Source organism: Vibrio sp. Y2-5 (assembly GCF_014596725.1).
Taxonomy (GTDB): Bacteria; Pseudomonadota; Gammaproteobacteria; order Enterobacterales; family Vibrionaceae; genus Vibrio.
Genome location: NZ_JACVEG010000005.1, coordinates 139,677 through 165,495 on the forward strand (window position 1 = coordinate 139,677; position 25,819 = coordinate 165,495).

Sequence of the window (25,819 nt, forward strand, 5' to 3'; positions counted from 1 at the left end):
ATCAAATAAGTATGTTTATAATGGCTGTAATTCAGTCGGTTAGCAATGAAGAGGGTTGTATGGGATGTTGCAATGATGAGAAGTGTTGCGAAACTAAGAATGTAAAACGTCGCAAAATTTCATGGATTGGCGTTGTTGTCGCCGTTCTAGTTGTACTTGTTATTGCCAACTGGAAATAAAATAAGGCTGCCGAAGCAGCCTTATTGTTCAAACTGGTTATGCGTTATTTTGCTTCGGCTGCAATAATTGCTAAACAGCGATCCGCTGCTTCAAGCGTCGCTTCGATTTCTCTAGAACCGTGAGCTAAAGAGGTGAAGCTAGCTTCAAATGCTGAAGGTGCAAGGTATACGCCTTTGTCCAACATTAGGTGGAAGAAGCGTTTGAAACGTTCAATATCGCACTTTGTCACATCTTCGTAGCAAGTAATGCTTTCTTGATCTGTAAAGAAGAATCCAAACATGCCGCCTACTTGGTTCACGACCATTGGGATTCCATGTTTATCTGCAAGGTATTTAAAACCATCAGCTAATTGCTTCGTTTTGAATGCAAGGCGCTTTTCGTTACCTTCTTCTTTTAATAGGCTCAGACAAGCAAAACCAGCAGCCATTGCTACAGGGTTTCCTGACAATGTACCTGCTTGGTACACAGGGCCTGTTGGTGCGATGAATTGCATCACTTCTTTACGGCCACCAAATGCACCGACAGGCATTCCGCCGCCAATTACTTTACCTAATGTTGTTAAATCAGGCTTGATGTTGTAATGCGCTTGAGCGCCGCCAAGTGCAACGCGGAAGCCAGTCATTACTTCATCAAAAATCAACAACGCGCCTTCTTGGTCACAGATCTCACGTAGACCTTCGTGGAAGCCTTCTACTGGTGGGATACAGTTCATGTTGCCCGCAACAGGTTCAACGATGATACATGCAATTTCACCTTTATTTGCAGCGAACAATTCACGCACGGATTCAAGATCATTAAAGCGTGCCGTTAATGTGTGTTTTGCAAAATCAGCAGGTACGCCTGGGGAGCTTGGTTGACCCAGCGTCAAGGCACCTGAGCCTGCTTTTACTAATAAGCTGTCAGCATGACCATGGTAACAACCTTCGAATTTGAGGATCTTGTCACGACCGGTGAAACCACGCGCTAGGCGAATTGCACTCATGGTTGCTTCTGTGCCTGAGCTCACCATACGTAGTTGTTCCATGGAAGGAACTAACTCAGACACTAGCTCAGCCATAGTGATTTCGATTTCAGTTGGAGCGCCGAAACTTAAACCACGGTTTGCCGCATTGATCACTGCTTCACGGATAACTGCGTGGTTATGACCAAGAATCATAGGCCCCCAAGAACCTACGTAATCAATGTATGCTTTACCATCAGCATCAAAGATGAATGCGCCGTCTGCTCGCTCAATAAAAATAGGAGAGCCACCAACACCGTTAAACGCACGAACAGGAGAGTTAACGCCGCCAGGAATCTTTGATTGAGCTTTGTTATAGAGATCAGCCGATTTGGTCATGGAATCTTCCTCTTTATTATGTCTCGGACCAAGTTGCTGTGCATTGTACGCTTGTGAGTGCAGAGGTGAAACGTTTTAACTAAATTTCTGACTCTTCTCACTGAGTTATCTTGATTAATCAGCAAAAATGGAGCTCATCATTTCTGAAGACATTGAACTAAGTATCGGTGAATACTTGAACGTATAGGTCAGGTATTAGATAATCGCCGCATTATCAAAAAAGAGTCATGTCCATCAGATTGATATAGTGAATAATATCTGGTGTACATTTACGCGACTGAGAGAGGTCATTGTGAGTGATGTAAATGTACCGTTATCCTTTTCGGATGCAGCAGCAACACGTGTTAGAGCGTTGATTGCTGAAGAAGAAAACCCGGCACTGAAACTACGTGTGTATATTACAGGTGGTGGTTGTAGTGGCTTCCAATACGGATTCACATTTGACGAGAATGTAAATGATGGAGACACCACAATCGAAAATAGTGGTGTAACCCTAGTGGTTGACCCTATGAGCCTGCAATATTTGATTGGCGGAGTGGTTGATTATACGGAAGGGCTGGAAGGTTCCCGCTTTTTTGTAAACAATCCAAACGCAACAACCACATGTGGTTGCGGTGCATCGTTTAGTGTTTAACTAATGATGCAGAGTGAATTAGCAAGATAAATGAAACTTCTGCTGATTCACTCTCCTTGCATATTTGAGTTGTTGTGCAGGGACATATATATAAAGGATTGTCCATGTCTCATGTCTCATTGAGAAGCTTACTTGGGGGGCGATATTTAACACAAAAGCCCTGGCTTGTTTCTTTCATACTGATCATATTATTAACCCTCTGGCTGAGTCTTGGTTCACTTAACGCACAAGAGCAAGCCCCTGAAAAATCTGCAGATACTATCCCGCTTGCAAAAGTGATGTATCAAACCTTCCATGCTGAACCTACAGAAAAGAAAATCGATCTTTACGGACGCACTGCGCCAGATAAGCAAGCTCGCTTATCTGCGGAAATCGCAGGTAAGATCCTACTCACTAAAATCGACAAAGGTGACAAAGTCTCTAAAGGGCAAGTGATTGCGCTTATTGATCAAGGCGATCTGCAATCTCAACTTGATCGAGCAAAGGCTGTTTTGTCGGTAAAGCGTCAAGAGTTCAAAGCGGCAGAGTCGCTTAAGAATCGTGGATTGCAGGGCGAAATCGCTTATACAAATGCACTTGCAGAACTGACTGATGCCAAATCCAGTGTAAAAACGGTCGAAATGCATCTAGCGCATACTTCAATTGTTGCTCCGTTTGATGGCGTTGTAGAAAACTTGTTTATTGAACAGGGCGACTTTGTTGGTGTTGGTGATCCGGTAGCAACTTTGATTGACCTTAATAAATTAGTAATAGAAGCGAACGTAAGTGAACGCCACATTCAGAGTATTACTAAAGGTCAATTAGCAACCATTCAATTCATTCAAGGTTCGCAAGCTCAGGGAACCGTGCGTTATTTGTCTCAGCTTTCTTCTCCTTCAACTAATACTTTCGCTATTGAGGTGGAAGTGCCTAATCCGAAGCAGTTGATCCCAGCAGGGGTAAGCACTCAAGTTGAACTGAATTTAGAAACGCAAATGGCCGTGAAAATTACTCCAGCCATGCTTGCGCTTGATGATCAAGGAAACTTAGGGGTGAAAACCTTGGTTGAAGACAGAGTTCATTTCGTTCCTATTCAATTGGTCAAAGCCGAGCAAGACGGTGTTTGGCTAACGGGCTTAGGCGAAGAAGTTGACATCATTACTCGTGGCCAAGGTTTTGTACGTGATGGTGATAAAGTCGCAGCAGTTAAACAGACAGCAGATATAGAAACCCAACAGTTACAGAATAGTAAGCCTTAGGAGGCGACATGTTTGCGTTAATTGACGCGGCACTGTCGCGTACTCGAACTATGCTGGTGCTATTGATCTTTATTCTTGTAGCTGGCGCATTAACTTATGTCACGATTCCTAAGGAATCGAGTCCAGATATCACTATCCCAATCATCTATGTTTCTGTTTCTCACCAAGGTATTTCACCGGGAGATGCTGAGCGCCTGATTGCCCGCCCTCTAGAGCAGGAATTGCGTTCTATCGAAGGCATTAAAGAGATGACATCCAATTCTTCTGAAGGCCATGCTTCGGTGGTTCTGGAATTCAATGTCGGTGTCGATCTTGATAAGGCAATGGCCGATGTGCGAGATGCGGTCGATTTAGCCAAGCCAAAACTGCCTGCTGACAGTGATGAGCCAACTGTAAACGAAGTGACTCTGGCAAATGCCCAACCAGTATTATCCGTCGTTTTATATGGCACAGTACCTGAACGTGGCATTGTGCAAATCGCTCGTTTATTGCGGGATAAACTGGAGAGCTTTCGACAAGTTCTTGAAGTGGATATTGCTGGCGATAGAGACGACATCGTTGAGATCATTGTTGATCCATTGCTCATGGAGAGTTACGGGTTAGATCAGGGGGATATTTATAACCTCATTGCTTTGAATAACCGTGTTGTAGCGGCAGGTTTTGTAGATACTGGTTATGGCCGTTTCTCTGTCAAAGTCCCTTCTGTGTTTGACTCGATAAAAGATGTCTTAGAGTTGCCTGTGAAAGTGGATGGCAAGCAAGTGGTCACATTTGGAGACATTGCGACAGTAAGACGAGCTTTCAGAGATCCGAGTTCGTTCGCCAGATTAGATGGCAAATCAGCCATTGTTTTGGATGTCAAAAAGCGAGCGGGCGAGAACATCATTGAAACGGTAGAACTTGTCAAAACTGTTATAAGTGAAGCACAAAAGCGAGAAGGTTGGCCATCCAACTTATTGGTCAAGTACACATGGGATGAATCTCAAGATGTTGAGATGATGCTTAATGACCTACAGAACAATGTATTATCCGCCATTATTTTAGTCGTTATCGTTATCATCGCTGTATTGGGTGTGAGAACTGCATTATTGGTTGGTGTTTCAATCCCTGGTTCATTCTTAATTGGCTTGCTGACACTTTCGGTGTTTGGATTAACCGTCAACATTATCGTCTTGTTTGCGCTCATTATGGCGGTAGGTATGCTGGTGGATGGCGCGATTGTTGTAACCGAGTTTGCCGATAGGCGAATGCAGGAGGGGATGCCAAGAGGTGAAGCGTATCGTGATGCTGCTAAACGCATGGCATGGCCTATTACGGCCTCAACCGCGACCACTCTCGCTGCGTTTGCTCCTTTGTTGTTCTGGCCGGACGTGACTGGGGAGTTCATGAGGTATCTTCCTCTTACTCTGATTGCGACGTTGACCGCTTCATTAATTATGGCGATGTTGTTTGTACCGGTTTTAGGTAGCGTTATTGGGCGTCCTCAAAACGTAACTCCCGAAGCGAGAGCTAATATGGTGGCGTTACACGAAGGAGAGTTTGATAAAGCAACGGGTATCACCAAACTCTATTACCAAACGCTTTCTATTGCATTGCGTCATCCACTCAAAATTCTTTTGAGTGCGATTGTTATGTCTGTCGCAATAGGGTTTGCCTATGCCAAAGCTGGTAATGGTGTAGAATTTTTCCCTGAGGTTGACCCGCCATATTTCAACGTGAAAGTTCGATCTTACGGTGACTTGTCTATTAATGAAAAAGACACCATCATGCGTGAGATCGAGCAGGTGATGCTTGGGCATGATGAGTTTGAAAGTGTTTACACCCGAACGGGTGGTGATGATGTTATCGGCCAAATTCAAGTTAAACCTGTTGAATGGCAGTATCGCCGTAAAGTCATGGCGATCATTGATGAACTTAAGCAGACCACCGATAAGTTTTCGGGTGTAGAAATTGAGTATAAGTTTCCAGATGCAGGTCCACCAGTCGATCACGACGTAGTGATCGAGCTTTCAGGTAACAATGCTCAAGAGCTAGAGTTGGCTGCTAAGACGGTACGTCACTGGGCTGACAGTAATGCTGCGTTTACCAATATTAGCGACTCATCTTCAAAGCCGGGTATCGACTGGCGGATTGACATTCGTCGCGATGATGCTTCTCGCTTTGCAGCTGATGCGACTTTGGTGGGTAACACGGTTCAGTTTGTTACAAATGGCCTCAAAATTGGTGATTACTTGCCAGATGATGCCAACGAAGAAGTGGATATTCTTGTTCGTTATCCAGAAGATAAGCGAGATATTGGACGGTTTGATCAACTGCGGGTAAAAACACCGGCAGGTTTAGTACCGATTACCAATTTCGCCGAAATTAAGCCAGATCATAAACAAGATACGATTAAACGTGTTGATGGGCGCAGAATTATCAATGTGATGGCCGATTTAAACGAAGGCTATAACTTGGCGCTAGAGTTACCGAAAATCGAACAAGCGTTATCTGAATTAGGGTTACCGCCAAGCGTTGAATTTAGAATGAGAGGCCAGAATGAGGAACAAGAGCATTCGGCTGCTTTCTTAGAAAAGGCGTTTTTAGTTGCATTGGTAGCAATGGCCGTGATTTTGATTACTCAGTTCAACAGCTTCTATCAGGCATTTTTAATCTTGAGTGCAGTATTGTTCTCAACGGTTGGTGTCTTCGCTGGTTTGTTGATTTTCCAGAAACCGTTTGGTGTGATTATGTCTGGCATTGGCGTTATTTCACTGGCAGGTATTGTGGTAAACAACAATATTGTTTTGATCGATACTTATAACCAGCTGATAAAGCGCGGAATGGATAAGAAAGAAGCGATACTTCGAACCGGTGTTCAACGTTTACGTCCGGTCCTGCTCACCACCATCACCACCATCCTTGGCTTGTTACCTATGGTTTTGGAAATGAACATCGACCTAATCAATCAAAAGATTGAGTTTGGTGCTCCTAGTACCCAATGGTGGTCGCAATTAGCAACAGCTGTTGCTGGTGGTTTAGCATTTGCAACGGTTCTAACTCTTGTTTTGACACCCTGTCTATTGATGCTTGGGCGGAATAAGCACCAAAAATAGTTGTTAGGAAACACATAAAACAAAGGGCTGAGTATTTCTACTCAGCCCTTTTTGTCTTTGTATACATCGTCTTTGATGAATACTGACAGGCTTGTTATTTAGCGTAGAGCAACTGGCTATATCTGTCTAAACGCTGCAATCTAATTTCCGCGTTAGCAATAAAAGTTTGTTTGGCTTTACCCGTTAAAGATTTAGATTGCGGTAATGAAACGGTTCGTGGGTTTTTATGAACACCATTAACTAAGAATTCGTAATGCAGATGAGCCCCTGTTACTCGACCTGTTCTGCCTAAGGTGCCTATCACTTGCCCTTGTTTCACCCTTTGACCAGTTTTGACGGTTCGTTTAGTTAGATGCAGATACTTAGTAATGTAGGTGTTGCTGTGACGGATGAATACATAGTTACCGTTGAACTGGTTGTAACTCGATCTTTCTACTACACCATCGCCCGCAGCCCAGATGGGGGTACCGATAGGTGCTACATAATCCGTACCTCGGTGTGCTTTCACTTGTCCCGTGACTGGGTGTAAACGTCTTGGGTTAAAGTTGGAGGAAACCCGACGGAAGTCCAGTGGTGAGCGTAAGAACGCTTTTTTCATAGCGCGGCCATTTGGGTCGTAGTAGTTACCCGTATTGTCATCGAGCACCGCAGTAAAGTTTGTACCCTGGTTGATAAAGCTGGCTGCAATAATATTTCCGCGCTCAACCACTTCCCCTTCAACGATTTTTTCTTGATAGAGCAATTTAAAGCTATCGCCAGAGCGAATATCTAAAGCGAAGTCGATATCCCAGCCAAAAATTCCCGCTAACTCCATTATTTGGTTCGCGCTTAAACCAGCAGACATGGCAGCATTCCAGAAATTTGACGTAATTTCTGCTTCAGCATAGTTGTATTGGTAGAAGACTTCTTTCTTGTCTACTTCCGAGGTGTAACCATTTCCAGATTGGGTGACAACAAAGGTTTCGTAAGCACTCAGTTTACGTTTAAGTTGAATCAGTTCATTGTTGTCATCAAAGCCAAACTGCAGTTCATCACCAGGACGTAGACGACTTAACTGTCTGTTAATCTCATCGTTACTAGACGTTAAGTTATACAGTTGTCTGGCACTGAGCCCAATGCGCTGGAATAAGACAGCGGCACTTTCTCCTGAACGAACTTTGTATTTTTCCCAGCGAAGAATGGCTGAAGGAAGAATCGTCGAGCCCGGAGAGAGAGCCTCACTATTGATAGCAAGTGGGTAGTGGCGACCGACTTGCAGTTTGTTTGGATTCTTTTGCAAAGACTCTGGGCTAGGCAAAAATAAAAGAGCAAAAACAATCAGCGCACTGCATAAGGCGATTAAAGTTCGATGAATCCATGGAAGACGAGTGAAAATAGAAAGCATACTCGGAGGTCATTCAGCCAATAATTAATAAAAAATCCAGTTACGTAGTCTAACTGGTTTCAAAATGCATCGCTATTCAAGTAATATGTCGAACTATTAAATTTTTGCCAAATCTGTGGGAGTGAACAAGAATGGCGAGTATTGAAGCGGCTTTAGCTGAAATTAAACGTGGTGTTGAGGAACTGATTCCTGAAGAAGAGCTGATTGCTAAGCTTAAAGAAGGCCGTCCTTTGCGTATCAAATTAGGTGCCGATCCAACTGCACCAGATATTCATTTAGGTCACACTGTGATTCTAAATAAGTTACGTACTTTCCAAGACTTAGGTCATGACGTTACTTTCCTTATCGGTGATTTTACGGGTATGGTTGGTGACCCAACGGGTAAAAATACCACTCGCCCACCACTAACTCGTGAAGACGTTCTTCGTAATGCTGAAACGTACAAGCAGCAAGTGTTCAAGATCTTAGATCCAGCGAAAACCAAAATTCAGTTTAACTCTGAATGGTTATCAGACCTTGGTGCAGAAGGTATGATTCGTTTGGCTGCAAACCAAACTGTGGCTCGAATGTTGGAACGCGATGACTTTAAAAAGCGTTATGCAGGCGGCCAGCCAATTGCTATTCATGAATTCATGTACCCACTCCTGCAAGGTTATGACTCAGTAGCGATGGAAACTGACGTTGAGTTGGGTGGTACTGACCAAAAATTCAACCTATTGATGGGACGTGAACTGCAAAAGTCTAACGGTCAAAAACCTCAAGTTGTGTTGATGATGCCACTATTAGTTGGTTTAGACGGTGAAAAGAAAATGTCTAAATCAGCAAACAACTATATTGGTATCAGTGAATCTCCAAGTGAGATGTTCGGTAAGATCATGTCTATCTCTGACGACCTGATGTGGAGCTACTACGAGTTACTGTCATTCCGTCCTCTTGCTGAGCTCGATCAACTGAAATCAGACGTAGCGAATGGCTCAAACCCTCGTGATGCTAAGATTCTTTTAGCTAAAGAGATCATTGCTCGTTTCCACACTGAGGCGGATGCTGAAGCAGCAGAGCAAGAGTTCATCAATCGTTTCCAAAAAGGTGCGATGCCAGATGAGATGCCTGAATTTGAATTTGAAGCTGGTATTGCAATCTCTAATCTACTTAAAGATGCTGGTCTTGTTAACTCAACATCCGATGCGATGCGAATGATCAAGCAAGGTGCGGCTAAGCAAGATGGCGAGAAAATCAATGATGCTAAGCTAGTACCAACTGCGGGTAATTATGTTTTCCAAGTAGGTAAGCGTAAATTCGCACGTGTAACTGTGAAGTGATTTTACTCACATTGAGCATCAAAAAGCGCCTATGGGCGCTTTTTGTATTTTAAGGACACTCGGTTTAATTCACGTGTTTTTAAGCTTAAAGCTACTTACTTAACTCAACCACTTGTCGATAAAAGTTTTTTTCAAAAGTTACCAGAGGTGCTTCTACAGGAACCTTGCTTTCAACTTCTGGTGGGAAGTAATCCGTAACAAACTGGATGAAGACTGAATTCGGTTTTCCTCTTTCATCTAAGCCATATCCCGCCATATTGTGCGTTCCATATAGAGAGCCGCTCTTGGCTTTGATCCTTCCTTTAATCGCTTTATCGCGCATGCTACGTCGATACTGTAATGTCCCTGATTCTCCGGAACTCGGCAGCAGGTTGATTAAACCTAAGGTTTTGTCGTGCTTCCAAATGTAATGCAAGACTTGAAGCATGTTGGATGCCTGAATCCGGTTATTGCGTGATAAACCAGAACCGTCAACCAGTTGGTCCTCTTTAAGCGAGATACCTGTTTGCTTGGAAATCACTTCTTTTATGGCTTCTGTACCATTGTTGTAGCTACCTGCTTGCTGGTAATGATGTCGACCTATAGATTTTGCTAATGTATCCGCTATCAGATTGTCAGAATCTTTGAGCATGGTATCGAGAAGAATAGGTAAAGGTTCTGATTGATGAGTTGCGATAACTTTTCCTTTCTTTGGCATCTTTCCCATTTTTATTTCGCCTTTAAGCTGAAGACCCAATTGATTCAGGAGCTTATAAACAACTCTCTGCGCATAAAGATTGGAATTTTGAACCGCGAATTTTAAGGGAAGTGGTTTTGCTCGCTCGGCTAAGCATCCCGATAACTGATAGTGATTTTCTTGTGTGGGGTAGAGTTCTAAATCGCAGTGTTGTGACTCTTGTTGTTGTTCAGAAACCGCCTTTGCATCCGTCATTACATAAACAGGGTATTGTTCGGGTACATATACGCGAGTGGTTCCATCTTTCTCTGTATAGATAGAGGATTGAATACAGTTGCCATCGATATTGATGGCACTTGCTGGCGCGCTATAACAGACACCAACAATATCCCAAGGCCAACCTACGGCTTTGTCATATCCGGTGAATGCCGTGTTATCTAACCAAATATCCCCTGAGATTAACCCCGAGTTTGTTGATTTTATATTGCCCAGTAGTTGCTTGATGTTCTCTGAAGATAACGTCGGGTCTCCAGAAAATACCAGAGAATAACTATTACCTGATCGTGTTAAGGCTGTTTGGAAACGAAACTCATCGCCCAACTCCAGTTTAGCGGCAAGTGCGGTTACGACTTTTAATGTACTGGCAGGGGGAAAATACTGTTTTGTCGATTGTGCATCTGTTTCAATCTTGTCAGTAAGCTTTTTCGCAATAAGCGCGTAACGAGTAGCGGGAGGAAGCTCAGCAGCAACTTGGTTAGCCTGCGCCTGAAAGGATAATAGGATAACCGTCAATCCAACGACAAAGCTAAAAGCGATTTTTTCAAAGGTGAGTTTGGCTAAAAAGATACGCTGCATATGGACTACAAAATTGCTTAAAAGTGCAGTCAGTATAATGTGTTGAGCAGTAAGTTTCATTGCCGTTTTGGTTAAACTTTTATGTGCTAAAAACAAAAACGCCTGCAAAGCAGGCGTTTTAAGAAAAGGCATTGATTACGATTAGAAATCGTAACGCATACCTAGCACAACTTCGTCTTCAGCATCCACTTTAGATGCAGTGCCTTGCGTATAGACACCTGTTGTAGAGTTTTTAGATGTAAATGCATCACCAGCGTCAATTAGGTTGAAGTTGTATGATACATAAGCACGGAAGTTAGGCTTGAAGTAGTAGCTTGCATCTACAGCGACGTTGTCTGCTGTAGTGTTGTCCCAAGTTTCAGCTTTGTTGTATGTAGTAGTGAATACAGTTTGGCCTAACGTGTAAGCTGCAGCGAATTCATAACCTGTGTAATCTACATTTGTATCTTTTTCACCATCGGTGAAAGTACCAGCAAAGTAGAAATCAGAAATAGCGTAAGAAGCTGCTAGCATGTACTCATTTTGAGTATCTTGGTCTGCATAGCCAGCACCTAGTTTCAAGCCTGTATCACCGAGTGCATAGATAGCTGATAGAGAGTAGCCGTCTTGACCGTTATCATCGTAGCCACCATCAGCAGCTTTTTCATTGCGGTCAGCAAAGCGGTAGCTAGCTTTTAGTGAAAGGTCAGAGAATGCGCCTTTGTACGAGATCATGTTGTCAGTACGGTCAGCTACAGCAATTTTGTCTGCTGCTGAGTTACCGTGGAAAGCCATGATATCGGTAAAGTCCGTGATAACACCTAATGCACCTTCGTTTTTACCGTAAGTGACTTCACCGAAGTTGCCGCCAATACCTGCGTAAGCGTAACGGTTCATTAGGCTATCTGAACCAGAACTGTCAGTTTTACCTTGATCTGATGTTGTAAACTCACCTTCGTAGAAACCAACACCGTATAGGCTGTCGGTGATCATGCTTTTACCAAGGAAGTTTAGACGGACGCGAGATAGGTCGTCTGCTTTGCCATCTTTAAGAGATAGACGTGCTTCTGCACGACCACCCATAGTAAGAGTGTCGCCATCTTTGTTGTATAGTTCGTTAGCGTTTGCGCCTGTTGCCACTGCTGCGCCAGCCACTACTAGAGCAATTAGAGTCTTTTTCATTTTTTAATCCTAATTTACTGTCCATAAATAGAAAATAGAGTGTGAATATACTACAACGCACATATCTATCGTCGTTTGAATACTTAAGCCGATCAAGATCCCTATGTCATGTTTATGTGAAAGTTGCATAAACAAGTTTAGAGAGCCTACGGATATTGCGTAGTTAGATTTAAACCTCAAAGTTCCCATGCTTGTTAGTAAAATGATGTAAAAAACATAATTGAACAGTGTTTTATTGTGGTTGTAAAATATCAAGTGTATGTTTTTAAATGATTTTAATGCTTGTCTAATCTTTTTTTAATCGTTTGTTAATGGCAAATATTTATCTTTTTTTATTTTAATGGCGTAAATATGACCCGGATGATTTGTGACCTAGATCTCTGTGATAGCCAGGTTTGTGCGCCGAAAGCCAAATCTTGTATCTAATTTTTAATTTGGATGATTTCGACAGAAAGTTTGTTTACACTTAGTCAAAATACATTTATCTATTACAGCCTATCTCCCTAGGGAGGTTAGGCTGTTTCGTTTTGTCCAAAGGCAGCTTTGGCGTAGAGGTATAAAATGGAAAAAGTTCCTATGACAGTACGCGGTGAGAAATTACTGCGTGATGAACTTGAAAGATTATTGAAATTGCGCCCACAGATTTCTCAAGCTATTGCAGAAGCTCGTGAGCTAGGTGACTTGAAAGAGAATGCTGAATATCACGCTGCTCGTGAAGAGCAAGGAATCTGTGAAGCTCAGATCCGAGATATCGAATATAAGCTATCAGTGGCTCAAGTTATCGATGTAACGAAGATGGATAAGACAGGTAAGGTTATTTTTGGTTCTACAGTAACGCTGATTGATGTCGATACTGATGAAGAAAAAACTTACCAAATCGTTGGTGACGATGAAGCCGATATCAAGGCTGGTCGAATCTCTGTTAGTTCGCCGATTGCTCGTGGACTGATTGCAAAAACTGAAGGTGACGAAGTTACTATCTTTACACCTGGCGGTGAAAAAGTATTTGAAATCGACAGAGTAGATTACATCTAACGGTTGAGTTTAAGTTCTATAAAAATATAAAAGGTCGCTACAGCGACCTTTTTGTAATCTTAAGTAACACTTTTTGTTTCTTGCAGAAAAGCTATTACTTACGAGGTAGTTCGATCTTACGTTGTTCTGAAGGACGATACAGAACCAGTACTTTACCTATAACTTGTACTTTTTCTGCTTTAGTCTCTCGAACAATCGCGTCAACAATCAGTTGTTTTGTCTCGCGATCTTCAGATACCACTTTCACTTTAATCAGTTCATGGTGGTCAAGCGCAATTTCGATTTCTGCTAGAACCGCTTCGGTCAGCCCGTTAGCGCCCATTAGAACGACTGGGTTTAAATGGTGTGCTAGACCTTTTAGGTGCTGCTTTTGTTTGTTGCTTAGGTTCATTACGCGCCCAAATTTCTTTATTATCAGGGTTGAAAAAAGCTATTTTAGCGCCATCTATCTTTGAAGACTATATTTTCTACCATACTTTCTCAGATAGACGCTGTTTGATTAGGATTAGAATGAGTAAACAAAAACATTCAGCGAGCTCTGGCCGCTGGTTGAAAGAACACTTCGATGACAAGTATGTGAATGAAGCTAAAAAGAAAGGTTATCGTTCACGTGCTATCTTTAAAATTGAAGAAATTCAAGAAAAAGACAAATTATTGAAGTCCGGAATGACAGTGGTTGACTTGGGCGCCGCTCCAGGTGGCTGGTCACAATATGCTGCTGGTATTGTTGGTGATAGTGGACAGGTTATTGCTTGTGATATTTTGCCAATGGACTCAATTGCTGGTGTATCGTTTCTTCAAGGAGATTTTCGTGAAGAAGCAGTTTTGGAAGCACTTTTAGAAAGAATTCAGCCTGACATGGTCGATGTCGTAATGTCTGACATGGCACCTAATATGGCAGGTAACCTTTCTGTTGACCAACCTAGGGCGATGTATCTGGTGGAATTAGCGTTAGATATGTGTCGACAAGTTCTTGCGCCTAATGGTAGTTTTGTTGTCAAAGTGTTTCAGGGCGAAGGGTTTGACCAATACGTTAAAGATGTCCGCGACATGTTTAAAGTTGTGAAAATTCGTAAACCAGATTCTTCAAGGGCTCGCTCTCGAGAAGTTTATATCGTCGCCACTGGTTACAAAGGTTAACTATTTTACCTTGGTGAGAAAAGTTAACACTATGGCTACAGCCTAGAAACTGTAGTACCCTACCTTTAATTACAACTAGTTATCGAGAGGCTTACACCTTGAGTGACATGGCAAAAAATTTAATTCTGTGGCTTGTAATCGCTGTTGTGTTGATGTCTGTATTCCAAAGTTTTGGTCCAGGTGATAACAACGGTAGAACTATCGATTACACGACCTTTGTACAAGAAGTTGGTCAAGGCCAGATTCAAGAAGCTCAGTTCAATAACAGTGAGATAAGCTTTACTCGTAGAGGCAGCAGTGCACGTTACGTCACTTATATGCCTGTATATGATGAAAAATTGCTTGATGACTTGATCAATCAAAATGTGAAAGTTCAAGGTACTGCTCCTGAAGAGCAAAGCCTACTTGGAACTATCTTCATTTCTTGGTTCCCAATGATTCTGCTTGTCGGTGTGTGGATTTTCTTCATGCGTCAAATGCAAGGCGGCGGCGGCAAAGGTGCTATGTCCTTTGGTAAGAGCAAAGCCCGCATGATGAGCGAAGAACAAATCAAAACCACATTTGGCGATGTTGCTGGCTGTGATGAAGCAAAAGAAGATGTAAAAGAGCTGGTTGATTATCTGCGTGATCCAAGCCGCTTCCAAAAGTTGGGTGGTAAGATCCCGACAGGCGTGTTGATGGTTGGTCCTCCGGGTACAGGTAAAACATTGCTTGCAAAGGCGATCGCTGGTGAAGCCAAGGTACCTTTCTTTACTATCTCTGGTTCTGACTTCGTTGAAATGTTCGTCGGTGTTGGTGCATCTCGTGTGCGTGACATGTTTGAACAAGCGAAGAAAGCGGCGCCTTGTATTATCTTCATCGATGAGATCGATGCGGTAGGTCGTCAACGTGGTGCTGGTGTTGGTGGTGGCCACGATGAACGTGAGCAAACTCTAAACCAAATGCTGGTTGAAATGGATGGTTTCGAAGGTAACGAAGGTATCATCGTTATCGCAGCGACTAACCGTCCTGACGTACTTGACCCTGCACTTCTTCGTCCTGGTCGTTTCGACCGTCAAGTTGTTGTTGGTCTACCAGACGTTCGCGGTCGTGAGCAAATTCTTAAAGTTCATATGCGCAAAGTTCCTCTAGCAGGTGATGTTGAGCCTTCATTGATTGCTCGTGGTACACCGGGTTTCTCTGGCGCTGACCTTGCAAACCTTGTCAACGAAGCTGCTCTGTTTGCTGCTCGTGGTAACAAACGTAATGTTTCTATGGTTGAGTTTGAGTTGGCTAAAGACAAAATCATGATGGGCGCAGAGCGCCGTTCAATGGTGATGTCAGAAGAAACCAAAGAATCAACCGCTTACCATGAAGCTGGTCATGCTATCGTCGGTCGTTTAGTGCCTGAACATGATCCAGTTTATAAAGTATCGATCATTCCTCGTGGCCGAGCTCTTGGTGTGACAATGTACTTACCAGAACAAGATCGTGTAAGTATGTCGAAACAACATTTAGAGTCGATGATTTCAAGCTTGTACGGTGGTCGTCTTGCTGAAGAGCTGATTTACGGTGTTGAGAAAGTATCGACTGGTGCGTCTAACGATATCGAACGAGCTACTGATATTGCTCGTAAGATGGTGACTCAGTGGGGTTTTTCTGAGAAGTTAGGTCCAATGCTTTACGCGGAAGAAGAAGGTGAAGTATTCCTTGGTCGTAGCGTAACGCAAACCAAACATATGTCAGATGACACGGCTAAGTTGATTGACGATGAAATTCGCATCCTCATAGACCGCAACTACGAACGTGCTCGCAAGATTCTGACCGAGAATATGGATATCATGCATTCAATGAAAGATGCACTGATGAAATATGAAACGATCGACGCAGGCCAAATTGATGATCTGATGGAGCGTAAATCAGAGATTCGTGAGCCAGCAGGTTGGGGTGATCAAGCGAAATCTCAGCAAGAAAAGGCTGAAGAGACTTCTAAAGCTTCTGCTCCTGTTGAAGAAATAAAAGATGAGTCAAAAGAGGAAGATAATTCTCAAGAGTCATCTAGTGAGAAAAAAGATTCAGAGTAATCTAATATCATCTATAAAACCCCGACTCGTTCGGGGTTTTCTGTTTCAGGGTTATGGAAACATTCATCGTTTATGAAATTAACAACAGCAACTAAAGAACTCATTCTCGACCGCCCCCATGTGATGGGAATTTTGAACACTACTCCAGATTCATTCTCAGACGGTGGGAAGTACACGTCTGTAGATAATGTCATTGTGCGTGCTAAACAAATGATAGAAGCGGGTGTTAGCATTATTGATATTGGTGGCGAATCCACAAGACCGGGAGCACCTGAAGTGAGTCTTGAGGAAGAACTTCACCGTGTCATTCCGGCAATTAAAGCGATTCGAGAGTTTAATCAAGATGTATGGATTTCGGTCGATACCAGTAAAGCTGAAGTGATGCGACAATCGGTAGAAGCTGGAGCTGATCTGATTAATGATGTCCGCTCACTGCAAGAGCCTGGAGCTCTGGAGGTTGCAGCTAAAGCACAGGTGCCTGTTTGTATCATGCATATGAAAGGGCAACCTAAAACGATGCAAATCAATCCGGAATACGATAATGTTCAGCTTGAAGTAGAGACCTTTCTCCTCGAAAAATTGGCGATATGTGAAAATGCAGGTATCGCGCGTGAAAACATTATCCTTGACCCCGGTTTTGGTTTTGGTAAATCACTTGAGCATAACTATCATTTACTCGCTAATTTAGAAAAGTTGCATCGTTTTGGGTTACCTATTTTGGCTGGAATGTCGCGTAAATCGATGATCTTTAAGCTTCTTGAGAAAAAACCTGCGGAATGTATGGTTGCGAGTGTAACTTGTGCCTCAATTGCCGCTATAAAAGGCGCTCAGATTATTCGTGTTCATGATGTTGAAGAAACATTGGAAGCGATGAAGATTATCCAAGTAGTGAACGATAATCTATAAGTAACAATAAGTTATAAGAATAAGTTAAGGAAATATTATGTCTGATGAAAGACGTTATTTTGGTACTGACGGTGTGCGTGGCAAGGTAGGTCAATATCCTATCACCCCTGACTTTGTACTCAAGCTCGGCTGGGCTGCAGGACGTGTGCTTGCTAAACAGGGTACTAAGCAAGTGATCATCGGTAAAGATACCCGCATTTCTGGTTATATGCTGGAATCAGCTCTTGAAGCAGGACTTGCAGCCGCGGGTTTGAAAGCCGTATTTACTGGCCCGATGCCAACACCTGCGGTAGCGTATCTGACTCAAACATTTCGTGCAGAAGCGGGAATTGTGATCTCAGCTTCTCACAACCCGTATTACGACAACGGTATCAAGTTCTTTTCTTCTAACGGAACAAAACTACCTGATGAAGTGGAATTGGCTATTGAAGCTGAGTTAGATAAAGAGATCACTTGTGTAGAATCCGCTCTACTAGGTAAAGCTTCGCGCTTAGTTGATGCTGCTGGCCGTTATATCGAATTCTGCAAAAGCACGTTCCCAAATACATTGAGTTTGGCTGGTTTGAAAATTGTAGTGGACTGCGCACATGGTGCGACTTACCACATCGCTCCTAATGTATTTAAAGAGTTGGGTGCAGAAGTTGTTGCTATGGGTATTGAACCTAATGGTACCAATATCAACGATAAAGTTGGTGCAACCGACGTAGCGGCACTACAAAAACGGGTTGTTGAAGAGCAGGCTCATCTCGGATTGGCTTTTGATGGTGATGGCGACCGTTTAATCATGGTTGATGAGAATGGTAACAAGGTTGACGGAGACCAAATTGCTTACATCATTGCTCGTGATGCTTTACGTCGCGGAGAACTGAAGGGTGGTGTTGTTGGTACACTAATGACCAACCTAGGTATGGAAAATGGCCTGAAACAACTAGGCATTCCATTTGTTCGTGCTGCGGTTGGTGACCGCTATGTGATGGAACAGTTGCTGGCTAAAGGTTGGAAAATCGGTGCTGAAAATTCAGGCCATATTATCCTGTTGGATAAAGTCACAACCGGTGATGCGATTGTAGCCGCTCTGCAAGTGCTAGCTTCAGTTGTAGGCAGTGAAATGTCATTAGGCGAGTTGTCCCAAGGTATGACTCTCTATCCGCAGGTGTTGGAAAACGTACGTTTTAGTGGCGATTCTAATCCGTTAGACGCTGATGCTGTGATAGCAAGCGTTAAAGAAGTTGAAGCCCAACTAGGCGCTAAAGGTCGGGTGCTGTTGCGTAAGTCAGGTACTGAGCCTTTGCTTCGAGTTATGGTGGAAGGCGAGGATGCTGAGCTTGTAAAATCTTCTGCTTTAAAAATTGCAGAAGCTGTAAAAGCGAACTGTTAAGTCTTGTTTTTATTGGCTCCTAAGTTTTTAACCAGGTTAGAAATTTGGAGCCAAGTTTAAACTAATATCACTTTGAGCCTTTTTTGACCGTTTGATAAGCAAACGGGATATTTTTATCAAATATCCCTTGTCAGTCATACTCGCATTCGATAGTATTGCGTCCGCCTTCTGTTAGGAGGTCGCTAGCCTTGTTCTTGTCGATGATTAGAAATGATTGGAACGGCGCTGGCTCAACAATTTGGAACATAGGTGGAAGCGATGTTTACAGTTCTACTTGTGATTTACCTGTTGGCAGCGGTTGGTATCATTGGCCTAGTGTTGATCCAGCAAGGTAAAGGCGCAGATATGGGAGCCTCATTCGGTGCTGGTGCTTCAAACACAGTGTTTGGCGCGAGCGGCTCAGGAAATTTCCTAACCCGAATGACTGCAATTTTTGCAACAGTATTTTTTATCTTCAGTCTTGTGCTAGGCAACATGTCTACACATAAAGCTGAATCACAATGGGTTGACCCTACTAAAGGTCAAGTGATTGAGCAAACTACTGAAGGTACATTGAGTGAAACTCCAGCCTCAACAGGCGACGAAATTCCTCAATAATCTTACTTTAAAGTAAGAAAGGTTATGCCGAGATGGTGAAATTGGTAGACACACTAGCATGAGGTGCTAGCGCTTCGGTGTGAGGGTTCGAGTCCCTCTCTCGGCACCATGTTTACAAACTTGTAAAACACCTTGTTGAGCGTATAATTGCTCACAAGTCGGACGCGGGGTGGAGCAGCTTGGTAGCTCGTCGGGCTCATAACCCGAAGGTCGTCGGTTCAAATCCGGCCCCCGCAACCAATTATCTTCTATTTATAGAGAGCTAATTGTTGCAAGTTTGGCAGTGTTTACCTCACTGCAGTTGAGAAGAAATTCTCAATTTATCAGGGTCCAGCAGCAAAAACCCCGACTTTCGGGGTTTTTTGTTATCTGTGTTTCTTAATGTGAAATACAGGTGCTTTGCTTGGAATTTAAATTGGGCTCTATGCCCTTTTTTTGTTTCTGGAGTGGTTTAAATGACTGGTTTAGAAAGACAATTAACAGAAATGCTTGAGGCTCCTGTAGCGGCTTCAGGTTATGAGTTGGTTGGATTAGAGTTTGTTCGCGCAGGACAACACTCAACACTACGTATCTACATTGATCATGAAAACGGTATTAACGTTGATGATTGTGCAGAAGTAAGTCACCAAGTGAGTGCTGTATTGGATGTTGAAGATCCGATCACTGTGGCTTACAACTTAGAAGTGTCTTCGCCAGGTATGGAAAGACCACTCTTTAAAGCTGCACATTATGATCAGTTTATCGGTCACGAGGTCAGCATCGTTTTGAAAATGGCTGTAGCAAACCGTCGTAAATGGAAAGGCATCATTCACTCAGTTGACGGTGAAACTGTTGCTATAACTGTAGATGGTCAAGAAGAACATTTTGCGATTAGCAACATTTCAAAAGCTAACCTGATCCCTAAATTTTAGTTCTCCTAGAGAAAAGAGCTTAAGAGGCTATAAAATGAGTAAAGAAATTTTAGCGGTTGTAGAGGCTGTTTCGAACGAGAAAGCAGTACCTCGTGAGCGTATCTTCGAAGCGCTTGAAATTGCGCTAGCAACATCGACTAAGAAAAAGTACGAAATTGACGTAGATGTTCGCGTTGCTATCGACCGTAAAACGGGTGAGTTTGAAACTTTCCGCCGTTGGTTAGTCGTAGACGAAGTAGAAAACCCAACTAAAGAGATGTCTCTAGAAGCTGCATCTTATGATGATGACTCAGTTGAGTTAGGTCACTACTATGAAGAGCAAATCGAATCAGTAACATTTGACCGCATCACAACGCAAACTGCGAAGCAAGTTATCGTACAAAAGGTACGTGAAGCTGAACGCGCACAAATCGTAGAACAGTTCATCGATAACGAAGGTGAGCTAGTAACGGGTGTCGTTAAAAAGGTTAACCGTGAGACTGTTATCCTAGATCTTGGTAACAACGCTGAAGCGGTGATCTTACGTGAAGATCAACTACCACGTGAAAACTTCCGTCCTGGCGACCGCGTTCGTGGCCTACTTTACAAAGTGGCTCCAGAAGCGCGTGGTTTCCAACTATTCATCACTCGTTCTAAGCCTGAAATGTTGGCTGAACTGTTCCGTGTGGAAGTGCCAGAAATTGGCGAAGAGATGATCGAACTGAAAGGTGCAGCACGTGATCCTGGTTCACGCGCGAAAATCGCTGTGAAGACAAACGATCGTCGTATTGACCCTGTAGGTGCGTGTGTTGGTATGCGTGGTGCACGTGTACAAGCTGTTTCTAGCGAGCTTGGCGGCGAGCGTATCGATATCGTGCTTTGGGATGATAACCCAGCGCAATTTGTTATCAATGCAATGGCTCCAGCAGATGTGGCATCTATCATCGTTGACGAAGATGCACACTCAATGGATATCGCAGTAGAAGCGGATAACCTAGCACAGGCTATCGGCCGTAACGGTCAAAACGTTCGTCTAGCATCTCAACTTTCTGGTTGGGAACTGAACGTAATGACAGTTGAAGATCTACAGAAGAAACACCAGGAAGAATCAATGGCAGCTATCGAGAACTTCATGAAGTATCTTGATATCGAGCAAGACTTTGCTGAGCTATTGGTTGAAGAAGGCTTCTCTTCTTTAGAAGAAGTCGCGTACGTTCCAGTTAATGAACTACTAGAAGTTGACGGCCTAGATGAAGATCTAGTTGAAGAACTACGTAGCCGTGCAAAAGATGCATTAACAACAATTGCATTGGCACAAGAAGAATCGTTCGAAGGACTTGAGCCTGCTGAAGACCTACTTTCTCTTGAAGGTCTAGAGCGTGAAATGGCATTTAAACTTGCTGCTAAAGGTGTAGTAACACTTGAAGACTTAGCAGACCAAGGCATCGACGATCTTGAAGGTATTGAAGGTCTGACCGAAGAACGTGCTGGTGAGCTAATTATGGCAGCACGCAACATTTGTTGGTTCGGCGAAGACGCATAATTTCAGCAAGGGGAGGAAGCGGCATGACACAACTTACAGTTAAAGCACTGAGTGAAGAAATTGGTACTCCAGTTGACCGCTTATTAGAACAACTTGCTGATGCTGGCATGAAAAAAACGAGTTCAGATAGCGTATCAGATGATGAAAAGAACCAGCTTCTTAATCACTTACGTAAAGAACACGGAGAGGGCTCTTCATCTGAGCCTACTCGTTTAACGCTCCAGCGTAAAACCCGTAGTACACTTAGCGTAAGCGCAGGTGGCGGTAAAAGTAAGAATGTTCAGGTTGAAGTGCGCAAAAAACGAACGTATGTTAAGCGCAGTACAGTTGAAGATGAAGCAAAACGTGAAGCAGAAGAAGCTGCTCAACGTGAAGCTGAAGAATTAGCAAAACGTGAAGCAGAAGAAGCTGCAAAACGTGAAGCCGAAGCGCAAGCTCAAGCCAAACGTGAAGCAGAAGAAAAAGCCAAACGTGAAGCGGAAGAAAAAGCGAAACGTGAAGCAGAAGAAAAAGCGAAGCGTGAAGCACAGGGTGGGGCGAAAGATGAACGTTCTGCTGAAGAGAAAACTAAGCAAGAAGCAGCGCGAAAAGAAGCCGAAGCACTGAAGCGTCGTCAGGAAGAAGAAGCTAAGCGTAAAGCTGAAGAAGAGAGTCTTCGTCAGCTTGAGAAAGCACGTGAATTGGCTGAACAGAATAAAGAACGTTGGTCTGCTGAAGAAGAGAAAAAGGGTAAAATGGAAGAGAATACAGATTACCATGTAACCACGTCGAGCTATGCTCGCGCGGCTGAAGATGAAGCAGATCGTCGTGAAGAAGGTAACGGTCATCGCCGTTCTTCGACCAAAGCGAAAAAGACAAAAATGTCTAAACGTGATGATAAGCAAGAGCGCAATACTAACCGTGGCGGTAAAGGTCGTAAGGGTGGCAAGATTGCTAAACCTTCGTCGATGCAGCATGGTTTTGATAAGAGTGCAGTTGTTGCGAAATCAGATGTCGTAATCGGCGAAACTATCGTAGTGTCTGAATTGGCAAGTAAGATGTCAGTGAAAGGTACTGAAGTCATCAAAGTGATGATGAAGATGGGCGCAATGGCGACAATCAACCAAGTGATTGACCAGGAAACAGCACAACTTGTTGCTGAAGAAATGGGTCACAAGGTTATTCTTCGCAAAGAGAACGAACTTGAAGAAGCGGTAATGCAAGACCGTGACAACGAGTTTGAAAAAGTTTCTCGTGCACCGGTTGTGACTATCATGGGTCACGTTGACCATGGTAAAACGTCAACGTTGGACTACATTCGTCGTACACACGTTGCTTCTGGTGAAGCGGGTGGTATTACCCAGCACATTGGTGCGTACCACGTAGAAACGCCAAACGGCATGATTACGTTCCTTGATACTCCTGGACACGCGGCGTTTACGTCAATGCGTGCTCGTGGTGCTCAAGCGACAGATATCGTTGTTCTTGTTGTGGCAGCAGATGATGGTGTAATGCCACAAACAGTTGAAGCTATCCAGCACGCAAAAGCGGCAGGCGTACCTTTGATTATCGCTGTGAACAAGATCGACAAAGAAGATGCTAATCCAGATAACGTTAAGAATGAGCTAGCTCAATATGACGTTATTCCTGAAGAGTGGGGCGGTGAGAACATCTTCGTTCATATCTCTGCAAAACAGGGTACAAACATTGATGCACTACTTGAGTCTATCCTTTTACAGGCAGAAGTTCTTGAACTAACTGCAGTAAAAGACGGTATGGCTTCTGGTGTTGTCATCGAATCACGTCTAGATAAAGGCCGTGGTCCAGTTGCAACTGTTCTTGTTCAGTCAGGTACTTTGAACAGAGGTGATATCGTACTTTGTGGTCAGGAATATGGCCGTGTTCGCGCAATGCGTGACGAAGTTGGTAACGAAGTAACCGAAGCTGGTCCTTCTATTCCTGTAGAGATTTTAGGTCTTTCAGGTGTACCAGCAGCGGGTGACGAAGCGACAGTTGTACGTGATGAGCGTAAAGCTCGTGAAGTTGCAAACTACCGTCAAGGTAAGTTCCGTGAAGTTAAACTTGCTCGTCAGCAGAAATCTAAACTAGAGAACATGTTCTCTAACATGACTGCTGGTGATGTGGCTGAACTGAACATCGTACTGAAAGCTGACGTACAGGGCTCTGTAGAAGCTATCTCTGATTCATTAGTGAAACTATCTACTGATGAAGTAAAAGTGAACATCGTTGGTTCTGGTGTAGGTGGTATTACTGAAACTGACGTAGTACTAGCAGCAGCTTCAAACGCTATCGTTGTTGGCTTTAACGTTCGTGCTGATGCTTCAGCTCGTCGTGCAGTTGAAAACGAAAGCATCGACCTACGTTACTACTCAATCATTTACCAATTGATTGATGAAGTGAAAGCGGCGATGAGCGGTATGCTTGCTCCAGAATTCAAGCAAGAAATCATTGGTCTTGCTGAAGTTCGTGACGTGTTTAAGTCTCCTAAACTGGGTGCAATCGCAGGTTGTATGGTTACTGAAGGTACAATCAAGCGTAACAGCCCAATTCGTGTACTACGTGATAACGTGGTTATCTACGAAGGTGAACTTGAATCGCTACGTCGCTTTAAAGACGACATGCAAGAAGTTAAGAACGGTTATGAGTGTGGTATCGGCGTTAAGAACTACAACGATGTTCGCGTAGGCGACCAAATCGAAGTATTCGAAACAGTTGAAATTCAACGTACCATCGATTAATTCGTTAAAATTGATGAGACCTGATGATTATTCGTTAATCACAGTGGTTCATCAATTAGAACAAACGGCAATGTTCGGTTGTTGAATACGCCATGGGGGAGTGGGATTACCATTCCCCCATTCTTTCTATTAGTGAGAAAATTATGCCAAAAGAATTTAGCCGTACTCAGCGTGTGGCTCAGCAATTACAAAAAGAACTAGCGATGATCCTTCAACGCGAAGTTCGTGATTCTCGTTTAGGAATGGTGACCATTTCTGATGTAGAAGTTTCTCGTGATCTTGCTTACGCGAAAGTGTTCGTCACTTTCTTATGTGTAGGTGAGCAAACGCCAGAATCATGTTTAAAGGCATTGCGTGAACATGAAGCTCATATTCGTATGATGCTTGGTAAACGTATTCGCTTACGTCTAACGCCTGAAGTTCGTTTCCATTACGACAGCACCTTAGTAGAAGGTATGCGTATGTCGAACCTAGTTTCAGAAGTGGTTAGCAGTGACAAGCAAAAACAAAAAGAAGCAGGTCGCGAGGACGAAGAGTAATGGCTCGTCGTCGTAAAGGGCGTCCGATTAATGGTGTGGTGCTGATTGATAAGCCAACCGGCATCTCATCAAATGATACCCTGCAAAAAGTTAAGCGCCTGTTCTTCGCTGAAAAAGCAGGACATACTGGTGCGCTGGATCCTCTGGCAACCGGTATGCTTCCGATTTGTCTGGGTGAAGCAACTAAGTTTTCTCAGTTTCTGCTTGATTCCGATAAACGTTATCGCGTGATCGCAAAACTGGGTGAGCGCACTGATACATCGGATTCAGATGGTGAAGTGGTTGAAACTCGTGACGTGAACGTAGATCGTGAAACACTGATCAGCTGTATCGAAAAATTCAGGGGTGAAACTGACCAAGTGCCTTCAATGTTCTCAGCATTGAAATACCAAGGTCGTCCTCTGTATGAGTATGCTCGTCAGGGAATCGAAGTTCCTCGTGAAGCTCGTAAAATCACCGTTTACGATATTGTTCTGCATCGTTTTGAAAACGATGAAGTAGAGATGGAAGTTCACTGCTCAAAAGGCACCTACATCCGCACTATCGTTGACGATTTAGGTGAAATGCTAGGCTGTGGCGCGCATGTCACTATGCTTCGTCGTACTGGTGTTGCGAAATACCCCTATGAAAATATGGTGACGCTAGAGCAGCTTAATGAGCTTGTTGAACAGGCTCACCGCGAAGAACGTTCACCCTATGATGCCCTTGATGCTTTGTTGTTGCCAATGGATACCGCAGTACAAGACTTGCCTGAAGTAAATCTTGTCGCTGAGCTAGTTGATATGGTTCAGCACGGTCAAGCCGTTCAAGTGTTTGGCGCTCCAACTGACGGTATTGTTCGCATGACTGGCGGTGAAGAGAAGCTATTCCTAGGTGTTGCTGAAATCGATAACGATGGCAAGGTAGCGCCGAAGCGTCTAGTGGTTTATCCACCACGTACTTGAAGCTGCTGCCTTTAACAGCGTTCATTTACCCTTGTCGCATAGTTTATCTACGCTGACGAGGGATTCGTCTGCTTGTTGCTTAGCTGCAACTCCAATTACTTTGCGGGTTTATGGCGCGAGTTTGTCGATTCTATTCTGTGAAATAGCGCTTGTGTGATTACAGGT

The 25,819-nt window shown here is 43.5% G+C and carries 21 protein-coding genes and 2 tRNA genes; 18 read left to right on the forward strand and 5 right to left on the reverse strand.

Features of this window, described 5'->3' with window-relative positions; translation table 11 throughout:
• Nucleotides 1-20 precede the first annotated feature (20 nt).
• The gene (locus HUO09_RS14150; RefSeq protein ID WP_167410350.1) at nucleotides 21-179 is read left to right on the forward strand and encodes a hypothetical protein; all 159 of its coding nucleotides are present in this window, start codon (nucleotides 21-23) and stop codon (nucleotides 177-179) included.
• A gap of 44 nt (nucleotides 180-223) precedes the next feature.
• Here the strand turns inward: HUO09_RS14150 and hemL are convergent, their stop codons facing one another.
• Nucleotides 224-1,519 (reverse strand): glutamate-1-semialdehyde 2,1-aminomutase, encoded by a 1,296-nt coding sequence (hemL, locus tag HUO09_RS14155; RefSeq protein ID WP_188234384.1) that lies wholly within the window; start codon nucleotides 1,517-1,519, stop codon nucleotides 224-226.
• Between the two features lie 292 nt (nucleotides 1,520-1,811).
• Between hemL and erpA the strand changes: the two genes are divergently transcribed.
• The 3 genes from erpA (at nucleotide 1,812) to HUO09_RS14170 (ending at nucleotide 6,486) form a co-directional block, all read left to right on the forward strand.
• Nucleotides 1,812-2,153: an iron-sulfur cluster insertion protein ErpA gene (erpA, locus tag HUO09_RS14160; protein ID WP_042484430.1), complete on the forward strand. Its 342-nt coding sequence runs from the start codon at nucleotides 1,812-1,814 to the stop codon at nucleotides 2,151-2,153.
• A gap of 104 nt (nucleotides 2,154-2,257) precedes the next feature.
• Nucleotides 2,258-3,391 carry an efflux RND transporter periplasmic adaptor subunit gene (locus HUO09_RS14165; RefSeq protein WP_188234385.1) on the forward strand — a complete coding sequence of 378 codons (1,134 nt, stop codon included), beginning with the start codon at nucleotides 2,258-2,260 and terminating at the stop codon, nucleotides 3,389-3,391.
• Nucleotides 3,392-3,399: 8 nt separating this feature from the next.
• Nucleotides 3,400-6,486: an efflux RND transporter permease subunit gene (locus tag HUO09_RS14170; protein WP_188234386.1), complete on the forward strand. Its 3,087-nt coding sequence runs from the start codon at nucleotides 3,400-3,402 to the stop codon at nucleotides 6,484-6,486.
• 94 nt (nucleotides 6,487-6,580) lie between these two features.
• On the opposite strand, the gene HUO09_RS14175 is transcribed toward HUO09_RS14170, so the two are convergent.
• Nucleotides 6,581-7,870, reverse strand: a complete 1,290-nt coding sequence (locus HUO09_RS14175; protein ID WP_167410360.1) for a peptidoglycan DD-metalloendopeptidase family protein — start codon at nucleotides 7,868-7,870, stop codon at nucleotides 6,581-6,583.
• Between the two features lie 131 nt (nucleotides 7,871-8,001).
• Here HUO09_RS14175 and tyrS point away from each other — a divergent pair, with 131 nt between their 5' ends.
• Nucleotides 8,002-9,189, forward strand: coding sequence for a tyrosine--tRNA ligase (gene tyrS / locus HUO09_RS14180; protein WP_167410359.1), 1,188 nt, complete (start codon nucleotides 8,002-8,004; stop codon nucleotides 9,187-9,189).
• Between the two features lie 91 nt (nucleotides 9,190-9,280).
• On the opposite strand, the gene dacB is transcribed toward tyrS, so the two are convergent.
• A complete protein-coding gene (gene dacB / locus HUO09_RS14185) occupies nucleotides 9,281-10,720 on the reverse strand; it encodes a serine-type D-Ala-D-Ala carboxypeptidase (protein ID WP_188234387.1) in 1,440 nt (479 codons plus the stop codon).
• 141 nt (nucleotides 10,721-10,861) lie between these two features.
• Nucleotides 10,862-11,881: a porin gene (locus tag HUO09_RS14190; RefSeq protein WP_188234388.1), complete on the reverse strand. Its 1,020-nt coding sequence runs from the start codon at nucleotides 11,879-11,881 to the stop codon at nucleotides 10,862-10,864.
• Nucleotides 11,882-12,442: 561 nt separating this feature from the next.
• Here HUO09_RS14190 and greA point away from each other — a divergent pair.
• Nucleotides 12,443-12,916 (forward strand): transcription elongation factor GreA, encoded by a 474-nt coding sequence (gene greA / locus HUO09_RS14195; RefSeq protein ID WP_167410356.1) that lies wholly within the window; start codon nucleotides 12,443-12,445, stop codon nucleotides 12,914-12,916.
• 94 nt (nucleotides 12,917-13,010) lie between these two features.
• On the opposite strand, the gene yhbY is transcribed toward greA, so the two are convergent.
• Complete coding sequence (gene yhbY / locus HUO09_RS14200; protein ID WP_042484407.1) at nucleotides 13,011-13,307, reverse strand: ribosome assembly RNA-binding protein YhbY; 297 nt, start codon at nucleotides 13,305-13,307, stop codon at nucleotides 13,011-13,013.
• A gap of 119 nt (nucleotides 13,308-13,426) precedes the next feature.
• Between yhbY and rlmE the strand changes: the two genes are divergently transcribed.
• From rlmE to truB, 12 genes are all read left to right on the forward strand, one after another.
• A complete protein-coding gene (gene rlmE / locus HUO09_RS14205; RefSeq protein ID WP_167410355.1) occupies nucleotides 13,427-14,056 on the forward strand; it encodes a 23S rRNA (uridine(2552)-2'-O)-methyltransferase RlmE in 630 nt (209 codons plus the stop codon).
• A 98-nt stretch (nucleotides 14,057-14,154) separates the two neighbouring features.
• Entirely contained in the window at nucleotides 14,155-16,119 is a 1,965-nt protein-coding gene (gene ftsH, locus HUO09_RS14210) for an ATP-dependent zinc metalloprotease FtsH (RefSeq protein ID WP_188234389.1), read from the forward strand.
• A 72-nt stretch (nucleotides 16,120-16,191) separates the two neighbouring features.
• Nucleotides 16,192-17,025 (forward strand): dihydropteroate synthase, encoded by an 834-nt coding sequence (folP, locus tag HUO09_RS14215; RefSeq protein ID WP_188234390.1) that lies wholly within the window; start codon nucleotides 16,192-16,194, stop codon nucleotides 17,023-17,025.
• Between the two features lie 37 nt (nucleotides 17,026-17,062).
• Nucleotides 17,063-18,403 (forward strand): phosphoglucosamine mutase, encoded by a 1,341-nt coding sequence (glmM, locus tag HUO09_RS14220; RefSeq protein WP_188234391.1) that lies wholly within the window; start codon nucleotides 17,063-17,065, stop codon nucleotides 18,401-18,403.
• 258 nt (nucleotides 18,404-18,661) lie between these two features.
• Nucleotides 18,662-19,000 (forward strand): preprotein translocase subunit SecG, encoded by a 339-nt coding sequence (secG, locus tag HUO09_RS14225; RefSeq protein WP_188234392.1) that lies wholly within the window; start codon nucleotides 18,662-18,664, stop codon nucleotides 18,998-19,000.
• A gap of 26 nt (nucleotides 19,001-19,026) precedes the next feature.
• Nucleotides 19,027-19,109, forward strand: a tRNA-Leu gene (locus HUO09_RS14230).
• 54 nt (nucleotides 19,110-19,163) lie between these two features.
• Nucleotides 19,164-19,240: transfer RNA gene (locus tag HUO09_RS14235), tRNA-Met, on the forward strand.
• Between the two features lie 215 nt (nucleotides 19,241-19,455).
• Nucleotides 19,456-19,911, forward strand: a complete 456-nt coding sequence (gene rimP / locus HUO09_RS14240; protein ID WP_102941021.1) for a ribosome maturation factor RimP — start codon at nucleotides 19,456-19,458, stop codon at nucleotides 19,909-19,911.
• Between the two features lie 34 nt (nucleotides 19,912-19,945).
• Complete coding sequence (gene nusA / locus HUO09_RS14245) at nucleotides 19,946-21,433, forward strand: transcription termination factor NusA (protein WP_167410879.1); 1,488 nt, start codon at nucleotides 19,946-19,948, stop codon at nucleotides 21,431-21,433.
• 23 nt (nucleotides 21,434-21,456) lie between these two features.
• A complete protein-coding gene (gene infB, locus HUO09_RS14250; protein WP_167410878.1) occupies nucleotides 21,457-24,171 on the forward strand; it encodes a translation initiation factor IF-2 in 2,715 nt (904 codons plus the stop codon).
• A 143-nt stretch (nucleotides 24,172-24,314) separates the two neighbouring features.
• Nucleotides 24,315-24,710: a 30S ribosome-binding factor RbfA gene (gene rbfA / locus HUO09_RS14255; RefSeq protein WP_167410877.1), complete on the forward strand. Its 396-nt coding sequence runs from the start codon at nucleotides 24,315-24,317 to the stop codon at nucleotides 24,708-24,710.
• A complete protein-coding gene (truB, locus tag HUO09_RS14260) occupies nucleotides 24,710-25,654 on the forward strand; it encodes a tRNA pseudouridine(55) synthase TruB (RefSeq protein WP_167410876.1) in 945 nt (314 codons plus the stop codon). The genes rbfA and truB overlap by 1 nt, the downstream gene beginning before the upstream one ends.
• Nucleotides 25,655-25,819 lie beyond the last annotated feature (165 nt).

Excerpts from the sequence above, each read along its gene's own strand:
- HUO09_RS14150 (WP_167410350.1), top strand. The coding sequence starts at position 21 with ATGGCTGTAATTCAGTCGGTTAGCAATGAAGAGGGTTGTATGGGATGT.
- hemL (WP_188234384.1), bottom strand. The coding sequence starts at position 1,519 with ATGACCAAATCGGCTGATCTCTATAACAAAGCTCAATCAAAGATTCCT.
- HUO09_RS14165 (WP_188234385.1), top strand. The coding sequence starts at position 2,258 with ATGTCTCATGTCTCATTGAGAAGCTTACTTGGGGGGCGATATTTAACA.
- HUO09_RS14170 (WP_188234386.1), top strand. The coding sequence starts at position 3,400 with ATGTTTGCGTTAATTGACGCGGCACTGTCGCGTACTCGAACTATGCTG.
- HUO09_RS14175 (WP_167410360.1), bottom strand. The coding sequence starts at position 7,870 with ATGCTTTCTATTTTCACTCGTCTTCCATGGATTCATCGAACTTTAATC.
- tyrS (WP_167410359.1), top strand. The coding sequence starts at position 8,002 with ATGGCGAGTATTGAAGCGGCTTTAGCTGAAATTAAACGTGGTGTTGAG.
- dacB (WP_188234387.1), bottom strand. The coding sequence starts at position 10,720 with ATGCAGCGTATCTTTTTAGCCAAACTCACCTTTGAAAAAATCGCTTTT.
- HUO09_RS14190 (WP_188234388.1), bottom strand. The coding sequence starts at position 11,881 with ATGAAAAAGACTCTAATTGCTCTAGTAGTGGCTGGCGCAGCAGTGGCA.
- greA (WP_167410356.1), top strand. The coding sequence starts at position 12,443 with ATGGAAAAAGTTCCTATGACAGTACGCGGTGAGAAATTACTGCGTGAT.
- yhbY (WP_042484407.1), bottom strand. The coding sequence starts at position 13,307 with ATGAACCTAAGCAACAAACAAAAGCAGCACCTAAAAGGTCTAGCACAC.
- rlmE (WP_167410355.1), top strand. The coding sequence starts at position 13,427 with ATGAGTAAACAAAAACATTCAGCGAGCTCTGGCCGCTGGTTGAAAGAA.
- folP (WP_188234390.1), top strand. The coding sequence starts at position 16,192 with ATGAAATTAACAACAGCAACTAAAGAACTCATTCTCGACCGCCCCCAT.
- glmM (WP_188234391.1), top strand. The coding sequence starts at position 17,063 with ATGTCTGATGAAAGACGTTATTTTGGTACTGACGGTGTGCGTGGCAAG.
- secG (WP_188234392.1), top strand. The coding sequence starts at position 18,662 with ATGTTTACAGTTCTACTTGTGATTTACCTGTTGGCAGCGGTTGGTATC.
- rimP (WP_102941021.1), top strand. The coding sequence starts at position 19,456 with ATGACTGGTTTAGAAAGACAATTAACAGAAATGCTTGAGGCTCCTGTA.
- nusA (WP_167410879.1), top strand. The coding sequence starts at position 19,946 with ATGAGTAAAGAAATTTTAGCGGTTGTAGAGGCTGTTTCGAACGAGAAA.
- infB (WP_167410878.1), top strand. The coding sequence starts at position 21,457 with ATGACACAACTTACAGTTAAAGCACTGAGTGAAGAAATTGGTACTCCA.
- rbfA (WP_167410877.1), top strand. The coding sequence starts at position 24,315 with ATGCCAAAAGAATTTAGCCGTACTCAGCGTGTGGCTCAGCAATTACAA.
- truB (WP_167410876.1), top strand. The coding sequence starts at position 24,710 with ATGGCTCGTCGTCGTAAAGGGCGTCCGATTAATGGTGTGGTGCTGATT.